This is a genomic window from Flintibacter muris, from assembly GCF_943192995.1.
In the GTDB taxonomy this organism is placed as follows: domain Bacteria; phylum Bacillota; class Clostridia; order Oscillospirales; family Oscillospiraceae; genus Lawsonibacter; species Lawsonibacter muris.
On the sequence record NZ_CALPCP010000039.1, the window covers coordinates 16,097 to 34,898 of the forward strand.

Annotated in this window: 17 protein-coding genes; 13 read left to right on the forward strand and 4 right to left on the reverse strand. The window is 56.3% G+C overall.

The genetic code is table 11. From position 1 onward, the window contains the following. Positions 1-24 precede the first annotated feature (24 nt). The 3 genes from NFS22_RS19105 to NFS22_RS19115 all read right to left on the reverse strand — a co-directional run bounded on the left by NFS22_RS19105 (position 25) and on the right by NFS22_RS19115 (position 2,171). Entirely contained in the window at positions 25-1,209 is a 1,185-nt protein-coding gene (locus tag NFS22_RS19105) for a toxic anion resistance protein (RefSeq protein WP_251319318.1), read from the reverse strand. Next, the gene (locus NFS22_RS19110) at positions 1,202-1,402 is read right to left on the reverse strand and encodes a hypothetical protein (protein WP_251319319.1); all 201 of its coding nucleotides are present in this window, start codon (positions 1,400-1,402) and stop codon (positions 1,202-1,204) included. The genes NFS22_RS19105 and NFS22_RS19110 overlap by 8 nt, the downstream gene beginning before the upstream one ends. Before the next feature lie 82 nt (positions 1,403-1,484). Continuing rightward, entirely contained in the window at positions 1,485-2,171 is a 687-nt protein-coding gene (locus tag NFS22_RS19115; RefSeq protein WP_251319320.1) for a 5-bromo-4-chloroindolyl phosphate hydrolysis family protein, read from the reverse strand. A 304-nt stretch (positions 2,172-2,475) separates the two neighbouring features. On the opposite strand from NFS22_RS19115, the gene NFS22_RS19120 reads away from it, so the two are divergent. Beyond that, positions 2,476-3,855 carry an ROK family protein gene (locus NFS22_RS19120; protein ID WP_251319321.1) on the forward strand — a complete coding sequence of 460 codons (1,380 nt, stop codon included), beginning with the start codon at positions 2,476-2,478 and terminating at the stop codon, positions 3,853-3,855. Between the two features lie 46 nt (positions 3,856-3,901). Here the strand turns inward: NFS22_RS19120 and NFS22_RS19125 are convergent, their stop codons facing one another. Beyond that, entirely contained in the window at positions 3,902-4,249 is a 348-nt protein-coding gene (locus NFS22_RS19125) for a hypothetical protein (RefSeq protein WP_251319322.1), read from the reverse strand. A gap of 51 nt (positions 4,250-4,300) precedes the next feature. Between NFS22_RS19125 and NFS22_RS19130 the strand changes: the two genes are divergently transcribed. From NFS22_RS19130 to NFS22_RS19185, 12 genes are all read left to right on the forward strand, one after another. Next, complete coding sequence (locus NFS22_RS19130; protein WP_251319323.1) at positions 4,301-5,227, forward strand: GGDEF domain-containing protein; 927 nt, start codon at positions 4,301-4,303, stop codon at positions 5,225-5,227. 21 nt (positions 5,228-5,248) lie between these two features. After that, a complete protein-coding gene (locus tag NFS22_RS19135) occupies positions 5,249-5,944 on the forward strand; it encodes a PilZ domain-containing protein (RefSeq protein WP_251319324.1) in 696 nt (231 codons plus the stop codon). Between the two features lie 140 nt (positions 5,945-6,084). Continuing rightward, complete coding sequence (locus NFS22_RS19140) at positions 6,085-7,734, forward strand: methyl-accepting chemotaxis protein (RefSeq protein WP_251319325.1); 1,650 nt, start codon at positions 6,085-6,087, stop codon at positions 7,732-7,734. A gap of 266 nt (positions 7,735-8,000) precedes the next feature. After that, a complete protein-coding gene (gene gdhA, locus NFS22_RS19145; RefSeq protein ID WP_251319326.1) occupies positions 8,001-9,347 on the forward strand; it encodes an NADP-specific glutamate dehydrogenase in 1,347 nt (448 codons plus the stop codon). Positions 9,348-9,359: 12 nt separating this feature from the next. Continuing rightward, positions 9,360-10,703, forward strand: coding sequence for an NADP-specific glutamate dehydrogenase (gdhA, locus tag NFS22_RS19150; RefSeq protein ID WP_251319328.1), 1,344 nt, complete (start codon positions 9,360-9,362; stop codon positions 10,701-10,703). 145 nt (positions 10,704-10,848) lie between these two features. Further along, positions 10,849-11,700 (forward strand): hypothetical protein, encoded by an 852-nt coding sequence (locus tag NFS22_RS19155; RefSeq protein ID WP_251319329.1) that lies wholly within the window; start codon positions 10,849-10,851, stop codon positions 11,698-11,700. A 118-nt stretch (positions 11,701-11,818) separates the two neighbouring features. Continuing rightward, positions 11,819-13,447, forward strand: coding sequence for a gamma-glutamyltransferase family protein (locus tag NFS22_RS19160; protein ID WP_251319330.1), 1,629 nt, complete (start codon positions 11,819-11,821; stop codon positions 13,445-13,447). A gap of 161 nt (positions 13,448-13,608) precedes the next feature. Continuing rightward, positions 13,609-14,823: a hypothetical protein gene (locus tag NFS22_RS19165; protein ID WP_251319331.1), complete on the forward strand. Its 1,215-nt coding sequence runs from the start codon at positions 13,609-13,611 to the stop codon at positions 14,821-14,823. A gap of 115 nt (positions 14,824-14,938) precedes the next feature. Beyond that, the gene (locus NFS22_RS19170) at positions 14,939-15,211 is read left to right on the forward strand and encodes a type II toxin-antitoxin system Phd/YefM family antitoxin (RefSeq protein WP_251319332.1); all 273 of its coding nucleotides are present in this window, start codon (positions 14,939-14,941) and stop codon (positions 15,209-15,211) included. Continuing rightward, complete coding sequence (locus tag NFS22_RS19175) at positions 15,198-15,515, forward strand: type II toxin-antitoxin system RelE/ParE family toxin (RefSeq protein WP_251319333.1); 318 nt, start codon at positions 15,198-15,200, stop codon at positions 15,513-15,515. Before NFS22_RS19170 ends, NFS22_RS19175 begins: the two co-directional genes overlap by 14 nt. Positions 15,516-15,517: 2 nt before the next feature. Next, positions 15,518-17,005 (forward strand): glycerol kinase GlpK, encoded by a 1,488-nt coding sequence (glpK, locus tag NFS22_RS19180; protein ID WP_251319334.1) that lies wholly within the window; start codon positions 15,518-15,520, stop codon positions 17,003-17,005. A gap of 108 nt (positions 17,006-17,113) precedes the next feature. Further along, positions 17,114-18,697 carry a hypothetical protein gene (locus NFS22_RS19185; protein ID WP_251319335.1) on the forward strand — a complete coding sequence of 528 codons (1,584 nt, stop codon included), beginning with the start codon at positions 17,114-17,116 and terminating at the stop codon, positions 18,695-18,697. The last annotated feature ends 105 nt before the right edge of the window (positions 18,698-18,802 follow it).

Sequence of the window (18,802 nt, forward strand, 5' to 3'; positions counted from 1 at the left end):
CCTCCCTTCGCAAAGGGGGCCTTTTTACCCCCTCAGCTCCAACAGCTTCTGTTTCAGTTCGCCCTCAATGCGGCCCAGCTCCTTCTCGGCCTCGTGGCGCTTTTGTGCGCCCTCGGTCTGGATCTTCATCACCTCGTCCAGGGTGGTGATGAGCTGCTGGTTGGTGTGCTGGAGGGTTTCAATAGAGACCACGCTGCGCTCAGCCTCCCGGGCGGTCTCAATGGTGCCCATTTTCAGCATGTCGGCGTTCTTTTGCAGCAACTGATTGGTCATGTCGGTAACGGCGGACTGGGCGGCGGTGGCCTGACGGCCGTGCTCCAGGCCCAGGGCCAGCACCATCTGGCTCTTCCACAGGGGGATGGTGTTCACCAAGGAGGACTGAATTTTCTCCAGCATCTGGGTGTCGTTATTTTGCAGCAGGCGGGTCTGGGGGCCCATCTGGATGGAGATCATCCGGGTCAGCTCCAGGTCGTGGAGCTTCTTCTCAAACCGGCTGCACAGGTTGGCAAAGTCGTTGTAGGCCTGGGCGTCCTCCTGGGCTCCAGTGGTCTCCGCCTTCTTTTTCAGATCGGCCAGGTCATGGGTGCGCAGATACTCCAGCCGCTTTTTGCCGGCCAGAATATACATGGTGAGCTCCTTATAGTACTTGGTGTTCAGCTCATACATCTGGTCGAACATGGCGATATCCTTCATCAGGGTGACCTGATGGTTTTCCAGCACCTTGACAATCTTCTCCACGTTGGTTTCCGCCTTGGCGTAGCTGGCTTTCATGGCCTCCAGCTCGTTTTTCTTCTTCTGGAAGAAGCCGCCGATTCCCTTTTTCTCCGGCTGGCCGAAGGTTTTCAGCTCTACCACCAGGGAGGACAGGGCCTCGCCCACCTCGCCCAGGTCTTTGGTTCTTACGTTGTTCAGGGCGCTCTCCGAAAAGGCGGCAATGTTCTTCTGGGCGGCGGCCCCGTAGTTGAGCACCAGGTTAGAGTCGGTGATATCAATTTTCTGGGCAAAGTCGTCCACCATCTTTTTCTCCGCCTCGCTGAGCATGGATTCGTCCAGCTTGACGGCGTTGGCGTCCCGTGCGGCCTGAGCCGCCTCTTCCACCTGGGGGGCCGCCGGGGCGGAGGGCTCTAACGTTAGAGCAGGGGCCTCCACCGCCTGGGCGGCGGAGGGCTCAAAGGTCAGTTCAGGTGTCATGTTCAGTTCATCACTCATGATTTTGTTCCTCCTGTCGTTTTTTAGCATAGTTCATCCACCAGAGTACCGCGTCGGCAGTAAATATTACGGCGGTTATGATTCGCAACGAGCCCGCGCCCCGTTGCAGGATAAGGGCAATGGCGAGGATCGCCGAAATTGTCCATGCGATTGCCATGAACAGAGCGTGGGTTTTATCGGAATATTTCTTCATTTCAGCTCCTTTCCGGCAGGGGAGGATATGATCCGCCCCTATGTTGTCCGGGTGTGTAACATCAGGCGGATGATATCCGCCCCTACAGCTCCAATGTGGGGCCGCCCGTTCCGCCGGTGGGCTTGGAGGGGCCGGACAGCCCCTCCTGGGCCAGCAGGTTTTCCATCACGGTGATATCGGTGGAGATATCCAGCGCCTCGTCGCCGAAGAGGGCGTCCAGCTGTTTGTCAAAGGCGGCGCACAGGGTGTCCAGCATCTGCTCAACCTTGGCCTTGGTGGCGCTGATGTTGCTGCCCGACACGCCGGCGGAGTCCATCCGGTCATAGGCGTTGAGCAGCTTGATGGTGGTGGGCAGGAAGTAGTCCAAAAAGCGGGAAATCTGGGACTTCTTCTGGGGATGGTCAATCACATAATCAATGATTTTCCCGGTGACCTCCTCCAGGTGGTCGATCTGGGCGGAAATTTTCGGGTCGGGAATGGCATCATTGAGCCGGCGCAGCTCGGAGATGGCCCGCTCCTTCTCCTTGCGAAGGGCGGCAACCTGGGGGTCCTCCTTCTCCTCCTTTTTGGCCTCAGTCTTGGGGACCTCGGGCGTTTGGTAGACCTTGTCCGGCCAGATGGCCTTGCCGGCGGTGTAGGCCGCCAGGGAGAAGGCGGCGCAGATCACATAGTGCAGCGGAGCGCGCAGGGGGAAAAGCAGGGCATAGCCCAGCCATACAAAGCCCACCAGGTAGATGGGCAGAACAGACACTTTTTTACGGGTAATCATAGCGCACCTCCGCGTAAGATTTATCATCTGTATTGTACCCCCAAAGTCCTGGAAGTGTCAAGGAAATTGGGATAGTTTGCAAAACTCAGCGCTTGGGAAGAGGGAGAGATATTGATAGCACTGAACGGACGGCAGGGGCATTCCGGGGAAAAGTCTGAATTATCTTTCGTAATATATAAAAAAAGTACATATTTGATTGGGTTTCCCCGAAAAGGGATTGTATATTGCACAAATCTGTGATACAATTTCCACTGCGAAAATCTCCCACATACGCAAATTCGACCGGATAAAGGAGAAATCATTTATGAACAGATTTGGCGTCAACGTGGAACTGAAAAATGTCCCTGTGCTGGACCCGGATTTTATCCCTCTGATGCGGTTTAACCGCGCCTTTCTGGAGGGGGCGAAAAAGCCTTTGGGAATCGCTGTGGAGCGGGCGGACGGTCAGATGGCCTCCTGTCATACCTTTATTCACGGCACCCCTGAGATGAAGGCGGCAGACTGTTACTATATTGAACGGATCGTGAAGACCATTTTGTGGATGAAGGGCGGCTTCAAGGTCTACGTCAGCGGAGACGAGGGGGTGTGGGAATATCTCAAGTCGGTATACTGCGCCGGCGGACAGCAGGAGTTCGACTGGGACTACATGGCCAGCGTCTTCGAGCACCCCTTTGAAATTGTTCTGGTGGACGAGATTCCCCAGGCCAAGGACGCCCCCAAGGCCATTGGCGGCCATCTGGGCGGGTGCCGCATCGGCTTTGACGCCGGCGGGTCCGACCGGAAGGTGTCCGCCGTGATCGACGGCGAGACCGTCTATTCCGAGGAGGTTGTCTGGTTCCCCAAAATCAACTCCGACCCGGACTACCACTATGACGGAATTGTGGCCGCGTTGAAGTCCGCCGCGGAGCATATGCCCCGGGTGGACGCGGTGGGCGTCAGCTCTGCCGGTGTGTTCATCAACAACCGGACCATGAACGCCTCCCTGTTTTTAAAGGTTCCCAAGGAAATTTATGACGAGAAGGTCAAGGATATCTATATCCGGGCTATCCGTGACACCTTTGGCGACGTGCCCTACTGCGTCATCAACGACGGCGACGTCTCCGCCCTGGCGGGGGCTATGAGCCTGAACGACAACAGCGTGCTGGGTATCGCCATGGGCACCAGTGAGGCGGTGGGCTACGTGGACGAGGAGGGCCGCATCACCGGGTGGCTCAACGAGCTGGCCTTTGTTCCCGTGGACGCCAACCCGGAGGCCATGCGGGATGAGTGGAGCGGCGATATCGGCTGCGGCGTAAAATATTTTTCCCAGGACGGCGTGATTAAGCTGGCTCCCCGGGCGGGAATTGAGCTGGAAGAAAGCGCTTCCCCCGCCGAGAAGCTGAAAGCGGTGCAGGCGCTGATGGCGGAGGACGACCCCCGGGCTGCCCAGGTCTATGAGTCGATTGGCGTTTACCTGGGCCATACTTTGGCCTACTACTACGAGCTGTACGGCTGCCGCCATGTGCTGCTGCTGGGCCGGGTAATGAGCGGCAAGGGCGGCGACTTGATTTTGGATACCGCCAAAAAGGTGCTGTCCAGTGAGTACCCGGAGGTGCTGGAAAAGATGGTCCCGGAGCTGCCCGACGAAAAGTTCCGGAGGGTGGGGCAGTCAATGGCTGCGGCAAGCCTGCCGGAAATTCAATAACGGACAAAGCCTGTATGTGGTTTCCGCATACAGGCTTTTCTGGCTTTCAAAACCCTTTGCCTGTCCTTTTTACGCAAGCATCAGATTTGCTGCCATCTGCAGGGGCGCCTGTGACCGCCCGCCTGCCATAGACAGAGCCATTTGCTTCTGCGGGCGGCCACAGGCCGCCCCTACAGATTCGGTTTGGCAATTTTGAAGCTTGCTGCAGGTTCCCTTTGAGAGAGTAAAACAGCGGATTTTTGTATTGAAAACAGCAAAAAATCCCTGACAATACAGAGAAATATTTTAAGCTCCAGACAAAAAGATTGGCAAGAAAACCAAAATATTGCAAAATAGGCTTTCCCTTTGAAAAAGGATTTGATATAATATAACCTAAGATAGTCTTACTGGCCATCAGATGTCAGAACGTATTACGTCTGATGATGTTGAATTAAGGAGCAGAGATATGGAAAAACGGGATAAAATCCTAATCATTGACGACAGTTCAGTCCAGGCTGACATGCTGAAATCCATTCTGGAGAAGGATTATGACATTACCACAGCCAATACCGCTGCATCAGGCCTTCATCAGGCCAGGATAGGGAAATTTTCCCTGGTGCTGCTGGATGTGATTATGCCCGGAATGGATGGCTTTGACCTGCTGAAAAAGCTGCAGGAGGAGGTAGTGACCCAGCAGATTCCGGTGATTCTCATTACCAGTCTGGCGGATGCGGAGTATGAGGAGCGAGGGCTGGTGCTGGGGGCGGTGGACTACATTACCAAGCCCTATCACGCCCCCATTGTCCGGGCGCGGGTGAATACCCACATCAAGCTCTATCGCTACCGGGCTCAGGTGGAGAGGCAGTCCATGATTGACCCCATGACCGGAGTGCCGAACCGGCGCAGCTATGACATCACCTGCCATGATAAATGGCAGGAGGCTGCTCGTATGCAGCAGCCCATCTCTTTGTGTATGTTTGATATTGACAGATTCAAAACCTACAACGATACCTTTGGCCATCCGGCGGGGGATCAGGTTATCTGCGCCGTGGCCACGACGGCCACCGGATTTCTGCGGCGGAGCACCGACTTTTTTGCCCGCTACGGAGGGGAGGAGTTTGTGGCCATTATCCTGGGCAGTGATGCAAAGACCGCCTTTAATCAGATGAAAAAGATCCGCAGGGAGGTGGAGAAGCTGCACATTGCCCACGCCCCGGAGGCTGCTCAGTGGGTCACTGTCAGCATTGGGGGAGTGACAGTGGTGCCCCGGTTGGAGGACTCCTACGATACATATTTAAAAATTGCGGACGGTATGCTGTATGATGCCAAGCGCATGGGGAGAAACAAGGTGATCTGGTCCACAGATAAGCTGGAGCAGCTTAACGAAGACTAAAAAACGGGAGAGGGATACATAATGGGACTGTTTGACAAGTTTTGGAAGAGCCCCAAGGAGAAGCGGGCGGAGGAGGCCCACAAGCGGGCAATGAGGGAGGACCTGGACGTCTACTCGGGGATGCGGGTAGAGGTGACCAGCGGAGATGGCCGGGTCTTTCTGGTGGCCAAGCTGCTGGAGCTGCGGGGCGACCGGGCCCAGCTGGAGCCCGGGGCCGACGGCAGCCTGATGGCCCGGTCGGACGAGCCGCTGAACGTGACTCTGCGAGGCTACAGCAGCAAGGAAAACCGGACGGTGATTATGAAGGGAATGATCCGTCCGGGCCCCAACAAGATGTGGCAGGCGGAGCATCTTACTCTGGTGGACCATATGGACGAGCACCGGGCCAATATCCGTGTGAATACCAATATGGAGGGGGACTTTACCTTAGCGGACCGTCCCTCTGTGCCTGCGGAGCACTGTCAGATCAAAAACATGGGTATGGGCGGCGTCTGTATCGGCACCCAGGCCCGGCGGGATGTGGGCGACAGCCTGCTGCTCCAGATAGATCAGCTGCTGGAGCTGCGGGATGTCCCTCTGCATTGTCAGGTGCTGCGCATTGACGACAGAAAGGGCGGATATTTTGAATACGGATGCCGCTTTGTGGACCTGGATGAGGAGACAGAGCGCCGCCTCTTCCGGGCCATGTACGCCCTGTACCACGGCCTGTATGGCTGAGCATACAAGCGGAGCGGGATTTTATGGAATTGTAAGAAAAGTATTGAAATAGCTCCCTCTTGTATGATATACTAAGGTGCCTGATTAAATTGCCTGACTGCGCCATGCGTGGCACTCAACAAAGAAGTGAGGATGTAATTATGCGCAAAAGTATCAAAAAAATAGTCTTTATCCGTGTTGCTGCGGCACTGCTGTCCATTTTACTGTTCAGCGGGGTTACCACCTTTAATCTGCTGCGGATTAAGGGGATGCAGGAGGACAGTGCGGCTACCGTGGCTCTGCTCAGCCGAGCCCAGACCGCCGAGACCGCTCATTACAAGTGGTCTATGAACTTGAGCAACGCCCTCTACGCCGGTACCGAATTTACCGGAAGCAAGGACCCTACCACCTGCGTGCTGGGCCAGTGGCTCTACGGCGAGGCGGGGACCACGGATAAGACGATCCTGGCCCTTCGGGACGAGATGGAGCCCTTGCATAAGTCTCTGCACGAGTCCGCTGAATATGTGCTGAACTTGAAGAGCACCAGCCTCAGTCAGGCTCAGAATTACTATCAGGATACCATCCAGTCCAACCTGACCACCCTGGTGGGCAAGCTGGACCAGGTGATTGAGCGGGGAAACGCCTTGAATGAGACGAGCACTAAGGAGATGCACAGCACCGTTATGCTGATGCAGGGTATCACGGCTGTCTGTCTGGTGCTGGCGCTGTTCTGCCTGATCAGCCTTGTGCTGTATGTGCTGAAAAATATCCTGGCCCCCATCCTGCACATTACCCGTCAGGTTCAGCCCCTCCATGAGGGCAGCCTGGACCTGGCTTTGGAGCACCCGGGTGACAATGAGCTGGGCGATTTGGCCGGTACCCTGGAAAAAGCCATGGAGCTGATCCGAGGTTATATCTGGGATCTGAACCGGGTGATGGAACAGCTGGCCAAGGGCAACTTCGACGTGAAGACCGCCACCCCCTTTATCGGCGACTTCCGCTCGATTGAGGAGTCTATTGATGTTCTGACCACCCGGCTGTCCGCCACTATTGACAGCATTTGCCAGGCCCAGAACAAGGTGTCCGGTAACGCGGAGCACCTGTCCAGCGGGGCACAGAACCTGGCTCAGGGCGCTACCGAGCAGGCCAGCGCTGTGGAGGAGCTGTATGCCACCCTGGATACCCTGTCCCAGAACGCGAAGCAGAATGTAAGCGCCGCCGCTGAGGCGCAGGAAAATGCCCGTCTCACCGGTGAGCAGGTGACCATCAGCGGCCAGCAGATGGAAGACATGATCTCCGCCATGAAGGACATTACCGAAGCCTCCCAGCAGATCGAGAAGATTATTGCCACCATTGAGAATATCGCTTTCCAGACTAACATTCTGGCTCTGAACGCCGCTGTGGAGGCCGCCCGGGCGGGCGCCGCCGGCAAGGGCTTTGCCGTGGTGGCTGACGAGGTGCGTAATCTGGCATCCAAGTCTGACGAGGCGGCCAAGGCTACCAAGGGCCTGATTGAAAACTCTGTCCTGGCCACCGAGCGGGGCAGCCACATTGTGGATGAAGTCTCTAAGACCCTGGGCAAGACCCTGGAGCTGGTTACAAAGTCCAACGAGGCTATCAGCGGCATTGCCCAGGCAGTGCAGAGTGACGCGGAATCCATTGCCCAGGTCACCGAGGGTATTGGACAGATCTCCGCCGTTGTCCAGAGCAACTCCGCCAGCAGTGAGGAGTCCGCCGCCGTCAGCGCTGAGCTCTTTACCCAGGTACAGCGCATGGAGGAGCAGACCAGACGCTTCAAGCTGAAAGCTTAAACAGAAAAAGACCGGCCAGACAATATGGAATAACGGACACCTCCAAGGGCAAAGTTCTTGGAGGTGTCTTTTTTACAGTAAAAATCCACGTCAAAACGACGAAAGCGATTTGCTGATACGCTAATACTTTAATGAATTAAACAAACTTGAAAAATGAAAGAAAATAAAAGTTGACTTGCAAAAATGAACGTGGTAAGGTGGTAATACCCCAGCAGGAGAGAGGTCGAAGCAGGATTCGACAAAACAACTTTCGGGAGGAACAGACTATGAGCATTCAAAATGAGTATTTAAACGGTTTGATGGAGCGGGTGATCCAGCGTGACCCCGGTGAAAAGGAGTTTCACCAGGCGGTGCGGGAGGTGCTCACCTCACTGGCCCCTGTGGCAAATGCCCGGCCTGAGCTGATAAAGGAGGGCGTTATGGACTGCCTGGTTGAGCCTGAGCGCACCATCAAGTTCCGTGTGCCCTGGGAGGACGATCAGGGCAATATACACGTCAATCGGGGCTACCGTATCCAGTTCAACAGTGCCATTGGCCCCTACAAGGGGGGCCTGCGGTTCCACCCCTCGGTCAACGAGAGCATCATTAAATTCCTGGGCTTTGAACAGACCTTTAAAAACAGTCTTACCGGCCTGCCCATCGGCGGCGGCAAGGGCGGCTCCGACTTTGATCCCAAGGGCAAGTCGGAAGCCGAGGTGATGCGCTTCTGCCAGTCCTTTATGAACGAGCTGTTCAAGTATATCGGCCCCGATACCGACGTACCCGCCGGCGATATCGGTGTGGGCGCCCGGGAGATCGGCTATCTCTTCGGCCAGTATAAGCGGCTGCGCAACGAGTTTACCGGCGTGCTTACCGGCAAGGGTCTCACTTACGGCGGCTCTCTGGCCCGGAAGGAGGCCACTGGCTATGGCCTGTGCTACTTCACCGACAACATGCTCAAGGCCGCCGGCAAGAGCTTTGAGGGGGCCGCGGTGGTCATCTCCGGTTCGGGCAATGTGGCCACCTACGCCTGTGAGAAGGCCACCCAGTTGGGGGGCAAGGTGGTGGCCATGTCTGACTCCAACGGCTATATTTACGATAAGAACGGTATTGACCTGAATCTCATCAAGCAGATCAAGGAGGTGGAGCGGGCCCGCATCAAGGAGTATGCCGCCCGCAAGCCCGGTACGGAGTACCATGAGGGCTGTGTCAATATCTGGAACATCCCTTGTGATATTGCCCTGCCCTGCGCTACCCAGAACGAGTTGCCCCTGGAGGGGGCCAAGGCCCTGATTCAAAACGGCTGCTTCGCCGTGGCCGAGGGAGCCAACATGCCCTCCACCCCTGACGCCATGGACGCCTTCCAGGAGGCCGGCGTGCTCTTTGCCCCCGCTAAGGCCTCCAACGCTGGCGGTGTGGCGGTGTCCGCCCTGGAGATGAGCCAGAACTCCATGCGGTTCTCCTGGACTTTTGAGGAGGTGGATGACCGGCTGAAACAGATTATGACCGACCTGTACCACAACGCCGCCAGCGCCGCCGCCCAGTATGGCATGGCCGGGAACCTGGTGGCCGGGGCCAATATCGCGGGCTTTCTGAAGGTGGCCGACTCCATGCTGGCCTACGGCCTGGTGTAAGGAGGGTGCTCTATGAATAACTACGCAGCCCGCGTATTGGAAGGGCTCCGCCGCAAGTATCCCAACGAGCTGGAGTACCTCCAGTCGGTAGAGACCTGGCTGGAGATGATCGACCCCGCCCTGGACGACCCCCGCTACGAGAAGCTGGACCTGCTTACCCGCATGGTGGAGCCGGAGCGGATGGTCACCTTCCTGGTGCCCTGGGTGGACGACAAAGGCAATGCCCACACCAACCACGGCTACCGGGTGCAGTTCAACAGCGCTATCGGTCCCTACAAGGGGGGACTGCGCTTCCATCCCTCGGTAAACACCAGCGTGGTCAAGTTTCTGGGCTTTGAGCAGACCTACAAAAACGCCCTCACCGGCCTGCCTATCGGCGGCGCCTCCGGCGGAGCCGACTTTGACCCCAGAGGGAAGAGCGACCGGGAGATTATGCGCTTCTGCCAGTCCTTTATGAACGCTCTGTACCGCTATATCGGCGCGGACACCGATGTGCCCGCCGGCGATATTGGGGTGGGGGCCAAGGAGATCGGTTATCTGTATGGCCAGTACAAACGTCTGCTGGGCAAAGCGGAGAGCTCCGCCCTCACCGGCAAGGGCCTGACTTACGGCGGCAGCAAGGTTCGGCTGGAGGCCGCCGGTTCGGGCACGGTCTACTTCCTGGCCCGGATGCTGGAGAGCAAGGGAGACTGCCTGGAGGGCAAGGCAATCGCTGTGTCCGGCTTTGGCAACATGAGCTGGGGCGTGTGCCGCAAGGCGGCGGAGTTGGGGGCCAAGGTAGTCACCCTCTCCGGACCGGATGGCTATGTCTACGACCCGGAAGGGATCACCACTCAGGAAAAGCTGGACTTCCTTTTGGAGATGCGTGCCAACGGACAGGACCGGGTGTCTGCCTACGCCAGAGAGTTCGGGGTGGAATTCTTCCCCGGCAAAAAGCCCTGGGAGGTCAAGACCGATATCGTCATCCCCTGCGCCACCCAGAACGAGCTGGACGTGGAGGACGCCATCAGCATCCTGGCCAACGACGTGCGCTACTATGTGGAGGGGGCCAATATGCCCGCCACCAGCCAAGCCATGAAGCTGCTGCGCCTCAGCCCCAAGATTCTCACGGCGGGGGCCAAGGCCTCTGGTTCCGGCGGTGTGGCGGTGTCCGCCCTGGAGATGGCCCAGAACTCTATCCGCTACAACTGGACCCGGGCCGAGGTGGATGAAAAGCTGCGTCAGATTATGAGCTCCATTTACGATGCCTCCGCCGCGGCGGCCGCCCAGTACGGCCTGGGGGACGACCTCATTGCCGGCAACGACATTGCCGCCTTCAAGAAGATTTCCGAGGCTATGATTGCCCAGGGATTGTAATAGAAAAGCTTGACAAGGGACGTACTGCCGGGTGCGTCCCTTATTATGTAAACCCTATGCAGACAGCATACTTTACAAGGCCGAACAAGTGTGCTATCATTTTTAAAGTAATCCCTATTTAATAAATAGAAGGAGGACTTATAAAATGTCGATGATGCTGGATTGGAAAATTGTGATAGAGATGGAAGGGAAGTGGACAGAGCAAGCCATCCATGACCTCAACACCGCAATGAATGGCTGGTGGGGTGCTTGGTGTGAGTATGCGGATTTTTTTGATGAGGCCACATTTTCAAAAAGCGGCGATGTTATAGAACTTGATGGAAATTCTAATGGAATTCAGTTTGATGAGCTCGTTGATTTTTCTGCAAATGGAGATAGTGAGGAACTGATAGACGGCGGCTGGACCCCGCTGGAAAAACGCATAGGTTTTGACAAAGCCGTTCACCAGCGGCTGTTGGACAGCATGAAATCCGAAGGGACCGCAATCAAATTTTCGGTGGACGAGGAGTATGAGGGCGAACCGGACGAATGGTATACGAATTATTACAAAGTTACAAGCGATGGGAGTCGGTTTGCTGTTAAGGATGATTTTGGCCCGGGTGACTATGATGTCAGCGGAAAGCTTTGCGGAGATTGGTCGAAAGAAGCTATTCAGATGCTGAATGAAGTGATGGACTATATGGAAGAATCGGAAGACGGTGGCCTGCATTACAAAATGAGGGCCATCCATTTTGCGGAGGCAGAAAAAGAGACTGTGCCTGTTAACATGGGCGAAGGGATGGCATGGCTGGATAATTTTGGAAGCACAATACAGGATGCCATAAGTGATTCCGGTGCGTCTGGGTTACCGGCATATGAGACATTGGTCTCCGAGATGAAGGAAAAAAATTTGCGCGGTCTGTTTCGTGTTTCCAACTTCCGATATGTTTGGTCCTACGAGATGTACAGTGATGGAGAATCTATCCTATTTTCTGAGCGCAGTAAAGAAGAGAAATGATAAAAAATTGCGGAAAGAAGGGACGGCGCACTGGTTAGGTGTGCCGTCTCTTTTGTTGCCTTTTTACCAAAGATTTTGTATAATGACTCCATCAGAAAAATAAAAGGAGCTGACTCAAATGTCCCAGTACGACCCCTGCAAGTATACATACCCCTCCCGAAGAAATGTGGTCTTTGCCAAAAACGGCATGGCCTGCACCTCGGTGCCCCTGGGGGCCCAGGTGGGGCTGGAAGTGCTGAAATCCGGCGGAAACGCCATGGACGCCGCTGTGGCCATGGCGGCGGGGATGCCCCTGTTCGAGCCCACCGGCAACGGCTTGGGCTCCGACGCCTTCGCCCTGGTGTGGGTGGAGAAGGAAAAGAAGCTCTACGGCCTTAACGCCAGCGGCGTGGCTCCGGCGGCCCTCAGCGCGGAGACTGTCAGGGGACTTGGCTTTACAGAGATGCCCAAGGAGGGCTGGCTGCCCACCATGGTCCCCGGCGCGCCCGCCGGCTGGGCGGAGCTGAACCGCCGCTTCGGGAGCAAGCCTCTTGCCGAGCTGTTTGCCCCGACGATTTCCTACGCCCGGGAGGGGGTGCCGGTCCCGGTTAACGTGGCCCATCAGTGGGCCAAAGATTCCCGGCGCATTAAAAGGGCAATGGAGGTCAATCCCGCTCCCCACGCCTACTGGTGGCAGTCCTTTATGAAGGGGGACGGCTCCCCCTACCAGGCGGGGGACCTGTTCCGCTGGGAGGAGTACGCACAAACTCTGGAGGAGCTGGCCGCCTCGGACTGCGAGAGCTACTACCGGGGGCCGCTGATGGAAAAAATCGTGGCGTTCAGCCGGGAGACCGGCGGTTATTTCGCTGAGGACGACTTCCGCAGCTACCATCCGGAGTGGGTAGAGCCCATTACAGCGGATTACCGGGGCTATACCGTCTGCGAAATCCCGCCCAACGGCCACGGGATTACGGTGCTGATGGCGCTGAACATCCTCAACGGGCTGGAGCTTTCCCCGGAGCGGGAGAGCGCCGGTACCTACCACAAGATCATGGAGGCCATCAAGCTGGCCTTTGCCGACACCAAAACCTACGTGGCCGATCCCCGGTACATGAAGACCCGGGTGGAGGACCTGCTGTCGGAGAAGTACGCCGCCCGCCGCCGGGCGCTGATTACGGATCAGGCGCTGACTCCCCAGGCGGGAGACCCCTCCTGCGGCGGCACCATCTATCTGTGTACCGCTGACGCCGAGGGCAACATGGTATCCTGGATTCAGAGCAACTACACCATCTTCGGCGCAGGGGTGGCTGTCCCCGGGACGGGTATTTCCCTCCAGAACCGGGGGGCCAACTTCTCTCTGGACCCGGACAGCGACAACTGTCTGGCGGGCGGGAAGAAGTCCTACCACACCATCATCCCCGGCTTCCTGCTGAAGGACGGGGAGGCCGTGGGGCCTTTCGGCGTGATGGGGGCCTTTATGCAGCCCCAGGGGCATGTGGAGGTGCTGGTGAACACCATCGACTACCACATGAACCCCCAGGAGGCCCTGGATGCCCCCCGGGTGCAGTGGATCGGAGGGAAACACATCCAGCTGGAGCGGGAGGCCGGTCCGGAGATTGCCGAAGCACTGGCGGCCATGGGCCACGAGGTGGAGGTCATCGACGACCGCATCAACATGGGTCGGGGCCAGATCATCTGGCGGACGGAGAACGGCCTGCTTGTCGGCGGCACTGAACCCCGGTGCGACGGGACGGTTGCGGCGTGGTAAGGTTTGTTGAGAGGCTTCCGAACTTTATGTAAACCCTATGCAGACAGCACACTTGCAACCGTTGTTTATTCGAGGTATCATACACATAAAAGGGTACCCTTTTATCCTTTGCTACGCAAAGGATAAGGTGTGTTCTAAATAAAAATAAAGGATGTATGGTTATGGGCAGAAAATGGATGTGGGCATTTTGGTCGCTGATGAGTCAAATGGCGGGAAATTTGATAATTCTTGTTGTCTTTATAATGAGCGGGCTTCTAGGGATGCTTGCTGCTCTCTCTATGCTGTATGATCCGTTTAGGCCTTCATTCATACCGATTGTCGTTTCCGTGGTCATAGGTATCTTTGGAGTGCCCTGGATTTGGTCGGCAGTATGGCTTAATATAATGGAAAGCCGGAAGTATTCTTCAGAGCGAGCTGAAGAGTTTTACAAGGAGTGTATTAAGAAAGGAATCAAGAATTTGTCCGACAGCACCGACCGCCAGCGGCTGCAGCTGCTGATTGCTGATATGGTGGAGTTTGAAATTCTTGATATCGATCCGGAAAAACTGTTTGAAATTGGGGAGAAAAGCGTAAAAGATCGAAATAAAGCTGAAAAAGATAAAAAATGGAATGAAGTGCGGAGCAGCGAACTGAAACGGGAGAGCGAAGAGAAGAAAATATCCGAGATGCCGCCGCGGGATAAACGTGTCTATTTATGCAAAAAAGAAGTGGAATATTATAGGAACTGCATAGATAGCACCAGCAGGGCAATCAATGCCGCTGAGGCTCTTTCCAAGGCTATGCAGGAGAAAGAAAAGGATGGGAGTGTTTCGGCTGGAATTGCCAGTGGAATTGGCGGGGTGGTTCCGGCTGCTATGACAGCGGCAAGGATAGAGAAGGAGAATCAGGATATACGGGCACGCAACGCCGCAAGACAAGTGAGCTTGGAACCAGTGCAAGAAGAGATGGCAACGGCGGGGAATGAGTTATTAGAATTGTTGCGGGAAAAAACAAAATGGAGCAAAAAGATTGAGATGGCAAAGATAAAACTTGTTGATGAGAAGCATCCTGCGGAAGAGCTGTTCGCAGCAATGAAAATTACCAGGCCGATGATAGAGCAGAGTGAAACAGGGGCGGTAGTTGTTTCGGTTCGCGCTTCAAGTGAGCAGGTATATAAAATCGGTAAAAATAAAGCCGTGATAGACGGTATAATTATAGCGAAACTCGTGAGCAAAGGCGGGGAGCCGGCGGGGTGTGCTCGACTGTGTCTCCCAGCGGAGGGGATTCAAAGTGGAGTGGGGCCAGAGAAGCTGTCAGGTATCTGTACTTCGACTCAGCCGGGCCAGCATTATACTGTTGAGCTTTCTCCCGGAAAGCTGTGGCTGATTGAAGAGTGACTATAACAGAGGGCGCGCCGCCGGCGCGCCCCATTTTGCTGTTTCTGGTCTGCGGAATTTATGTTGATATTTGCTCAAAATTTTGCTATAATATTGATGATAAGGAGGTGGCGGTATGCCGAATATTCGTCCGATTTCTGATTTGCGCAGCAACGCCAATGAAATTTCCGATTTTTGCCGTCAGACCGGAGAGCCCGTCTATATCACCCGCAATGGGAGTGGGGACATGGTGGTGGTCAGCATAGAGGAGTACGAGCGTCAGCAGGCTCTGATTGACTTGTATGGAAAGCTGGCTGTGGCCGAGCAGGAGATCGCCTCCGGAGCGGAAGGGGAGGATTTTCTGACCGCCGCTCGCCGGTTGAGGGAACAGATACATGGAAGTCTATAAGGTCAAAATTTATCCTGCCGCCGAGCAGGATTTGCGGGATATCATTGCTTATCTGAATACCCTGTCCTCCCAGGCCGCTTTTGGGTATTATGACAGACTGACAGAGGAAATCGCCAGCCTGTCCCGAATGCCGGAGCGGTGCCCCAGATTGCGGGATATGGCGCTGGCCGCCAGGGGCTACCGCTGCTTGACCGTAGGGAGCTATCTGGTTTTTTACGTGGTCCGCGGAGATACGGTGCAGATCAGGCGTATCCTGTATGGTAGAAGGGACTACGGCAGTATTATTGACCGAAACGGAGGATAAACATGGAAAAGCGCTATATCGCCGCCCTGGACCAGGGCACCACCAGCAGCCGCTGCATCCTCTTCGACCGGGAGCAGAATATCGTGGCCATGGCTCAAAAGGAGTTCACCCAGTTCTACCCAAAACCCGGCTGGGTGGAGCACGACCCCATGGAGATCTGGTCCAGCCAGTACGGGGTGCTGATGGAGGTGCTGGCCCAGAGCGGGGTGGATGTCCGTGAGCTGGCGGGCATTGGCATCACCAACCAGCGGGAGACGGCCATTGTCTGGGACCGGGAGACAGGCCGTCCGGTGTACAACGCCATTGTGTGGCAGTGCCGCCGCACCGCCGGACTGTGCGAGGCGCTAAAGACTGACCCCGCCTTTGTGGACTACATGAAGGACCGCACCGGCCTGCTTATTGATGCCTACTTTTCCGCCACTAAAATCAGGTGGATTCTGGACAACGTGCCCGGAACCAGGGAACAGGCCCAGGCGGGAAGACTTCTCTTCGGCACGGTGGACAGCTGGCTGATCTGGAAGCTCACCGGCGGGAAGGTCCACGTCACCGACCCCACCAATGCCAGCCGGACCATGCTGTATGACATCCGCGGCCTGAAGTGGGACGAGGGCATCTGCAAACGGCTGGATATTCCCATGACCATGCTGCCCCAGGTCCGATCCTCCAGCGAAATCTACGGGACAGTGAACATCCAGGGGGTGGAGGTGCCCATTGCCGGCATTGCCGGGGACCAGCAGGCCGCCCTCTTTGGCCAGACCTGTTTTCAGCCGGGGGAGGCCAAAAACACCTACGGCACCGGCTGTTTTCTGCTGATGAACACAGGGGAGACCCCCTTTGTCAGCAAAAACGGCCTGCTCACCACCATAGCTGCCGGCCTGGACGGCAAGGTGACCTACGCCCTGGAGGGCAGCATCTTTGTGGGCGGAGCGGTAATTCAGTGGCTGAGGGACGAGCTGGGGCTAATCTCCGACTCCTCTGATACCGAGTACTTTGCCAATAAGGTGGCGGACACTGCCGGGGTGTATGTGGTCCCCGCCTTCACCGGCCTGGGCGCGCCCCACTGGGACATGAACGCCCGGGGGGCCATCCTGGGCCTGACCCGGGGGGCGGGGCGCAACCACGTGATCCGGGCGGCTTTGGAGTCCATCGCCTATCAGACCGCCGACGTTCTCCGGGCCATGGAGGAGGACACCGGCATCCCCCTGCGGGAGCTGCGGGTGGACGGCGGGGCCTCGGCCAATAACTTTCTCATGCAGTTCCAGGCGGACATTGTGAACCGTCCTCTCCGCCGCCCCATGATAAGGGAGACCACCGCCCTGGGGGCCGCCTGTTTGGCCGGTCTGGCCACCGGCGTGTGGTCCGGGCTGGACGACATCCGGGGCAGCTGGACCCTGGACCGGCTCTATGAGCCTGCCATGGAGGCGGAACGGCGGGAAAATCTGCTGTCCGGCTGGCACGAGGCGGTGGACCGGGTGCGGAGCAGAAAATAAAGCGCAAACCCTATGCAGCCAGCATATTGAAAAACAAACAGGACCCTGTTACAATATATAGTAACAGGGTCCTGTTTGAACCCAAAAACAGAACGGAGGAATGGTACAATGAAAAAAATCCTTTCGGCGGCGCTGGCGTTAGCCATGACGCTGTCCCTGGTCCCCGCGGCGTTCGCGGCAGGGGGGACAGCCTACGCCTCCACCCAGGCCGTGGAGGTGGACGGCAAAAAAGTGGAGTTCCAGATGTACGCCCTCAAGGACGCCGCCGGCAACCCCACCAACTATGTCAAGCTCCGGGACGTGGCCCACGTGCTCAACGGAACCAAGGCCCAGTTTTCTGTGGGGTATGACGGCTCTATCTCCGTCACCACCGGCCAGCCTTACGCCGACGCCGGCGGGGAGATGACCACCCCCTACTCCGGCGACCGCGCCTACCGCGACGGCTCCGGGGCCGTGAAGGTCAACGGCCAGAGCGCCAGCCTGGAGTCCATCATCCTCACCGACGACGCCGGCGGCGACTACACCTACTTCAAGCTCCGTGACCTGGGGAGCGCTTTGGGCTTTAAGGTGGATTGGACTGCCGACCGGGGCGTGTTCATTGAGACCGGCGGGGCTTCTCAGCCCACCGCCCCGGCAAGTGACGGGAAACTGACCCTGGATCAATTGCAGGGTATTTGGCACGCTGAGGGTGATGATACAGTTATTGACCTGATTATCTCCGGAAATCAGATCACAGAGTGCAGACATGCCATAGGGTCAGATTATGTAAATTATATCTTAAATACTGGTACGATTACAGACTTCCAGAGTGATTACACGCCAAAGGATAGCGTTGATGAGACAAAGACATATCCATATGCAATATTCTGGAGCGGCACTCATGAGCGGTGGGGGAAAGGGGACTTGGAACCGAAAAAATACAGTGTTACAGTTACTCCGGATAATCCAGTGAGTGCTGGGGGGTACGGATATTTGGGCGCATATTATATTGATGAGGTAGACTTGGAGAACAACCGGATTGGTTTCAAGTATATGGAAGATTTGCTCAAAAAAGTGGAATACCGGCGTCATTATGAGTATACAAAAGCGTCTTCCAGCCCTGTTTACGATATGTATGTGGCGGATTTGAAGGAGGCGCGGGAAGCAAAAGAGGAGAGAGGCTCCGTCTATGAGTTCCTGGCCAACTACGTGACGGCCAACGGCAAGAAGAAGACCTATGGCGATTTTAAAGGGCAGTACTACTGCTACCTGGACATCTTAGGTTCACTTGGTACCAATAAGGATTGGACATATCTGATTTATGCCGACCCGGACACCGGGCGGGTGACCCTGGAAGCCAGCTGGGCTTCTTATTCCAGCGGGCGCTATTCGATATCGGGCTCGACCTTCTACACGCTGGAGCTGTCCCCTGACGGAGGACCCTATCGGGGCTCCTACAGGAATTCGACCAGTACCGACAGCATCCTGGGAAGCTTTGGCGATACCGGCACATTCCGGATTAATCCGGCGAGCTTCACCAGTCAGACAGCGGCTCTGTCCTTTGACAGCTTTAGCGGGAGTTCAAGTTCCCAGTCATTCAACGAGAAAAACGGCGCGGAAACTGTGAAAATCTGGTTGATGGCTCTGAGGAAGGAAATCCTCAAACCCAACGGTTTCACCTTGAGCGACCTGGGCTTTACCAGTTTCAACTAAGCGCGAAGGAGCGCCCCGCAGGGGCGCTCCTCAGCTTGTCGAAAAAGTCTGCCTACCGGCAGACTTTTTCATGTAAAGATGATAAAATAGGGAATAAGGGGTGAG

Bases quoted from the DNA above. Each gene is read 5' to 3' on its own strand.
- gdhA (WP_251319326.1), top strand. From the start codon at position 8,001: ATGAGCATTCAAAATGAGTATTTAAACGGTTTGATGGAGCGGGTGATC.
- NFS22_RS19120 (WP_251319321.1), top strand. From the start codon at position 2,476: ATGAACAGATTTGGCGTCAACGTGGAACTGAAAAATGTCCCTGTGCTG.
- glpK (WP_251319334.1), top strand. From the start codon at position 15,518: ATGGAAAAGCGCTATATCGCCGCCCTGGACCAGGGCACCACCAGCAGC.
- NFS22_RS19125 (WP_251319322.1), bottom strand. From the start codon at position 4,249: ATGGCCAGTAAGACTATCTTAGGTTATATTATATCAAATCCTTTTTCA.
- NFS22_RS19160 (WP_251319330.1), top strand. From the start codon at position 11,819: ATGTCCCAGTACGACCCCTGCAAGTATACATACCCCTCCCGAAGAAAT.
- NFS22_RS19185 (WP_251319335.1), top strand. From the start codon at position 17,114: ATGAAAAAAATCCTTTCGGCGGCGCTGGCGTTAGCCATGACGCTGTCC.
- NFS22_RS19170 (WP_251319332.1), top strand. From the start codon at position 14,939: ATGCCGAATATTCGTCCGATTTCTGATTTGCGCAGCAACGCCAATGAA.
- NFS22_RS19110 (WP_251319319.1), bottom strand. From the start codon at position 1,402: ATGAAGAAATATTCCGATAAAACCCACGCTCTGTTCATGGCAATCGCA.
- NFS22_RS19140 (WP_251319325.1), top strand. From the start codon at position 6,085: ATGCGCAAAAGTATCAAAAAAATAGTCTTTATCCGTGTTGCTGCGGCA.
- NFS22_RS19165 (WP_251319331.1), top strand. From the start codon at position 13,609: ATGGGCAGAAAATGGATGTGGGCATTTTGGTCGCTGATGAGTCAAATG.
- gdhA (WP_251319328.1), top strand. From the start codon at position 9,360: ATGAATAACTACGCAGCCCGCGTATTGGAAGGGCTCCGCCGCAAGTAT.
- NFS22_RS19155 (WP_251319329.1), top strand. From the start codon at position 10,849: ATGTCGATGATGCTGGATTGGAAAATTGTGATAGAGATGGAAGGGAAG.
- NFS22_RS19105 (WP_251319318.1), bottom strand. From the start codon at position 1,209: ATGAGTGATGAACTGAACATGACACCTGAACTGACCTTTGAGCCCTCC.
- NFS22_RS19135 (WP_251319324.1), top strand. From the start codon at position 5,249: ATGGGACTGTTTGACAAGTTTTGGAAGAGCCCCAAGGAGAAGCGGGCG.
- NFS22_RS19115 (WP_251319320.1), bottom strand. From the start codon at position 2,171: ATGATTACCCGTAAAAAAGTGTCTGTTCTGCCCATCTACCTGGTGGGC.
- NFS22_RS19175 (WP_251319333.1), top strand. From the start codon at position 15,198: ATGGAAGTCTATAAGGTCAAAATTTATCCTGCCGCCGAGCAGGATTTG.
- NFS22_RS19130 (WP_251319323.1), top strand. From the start codon at position 4,301: ATGGAAAAACGGGATAAAATCCTAATCATTGACGACAGTTCAGTCCAG.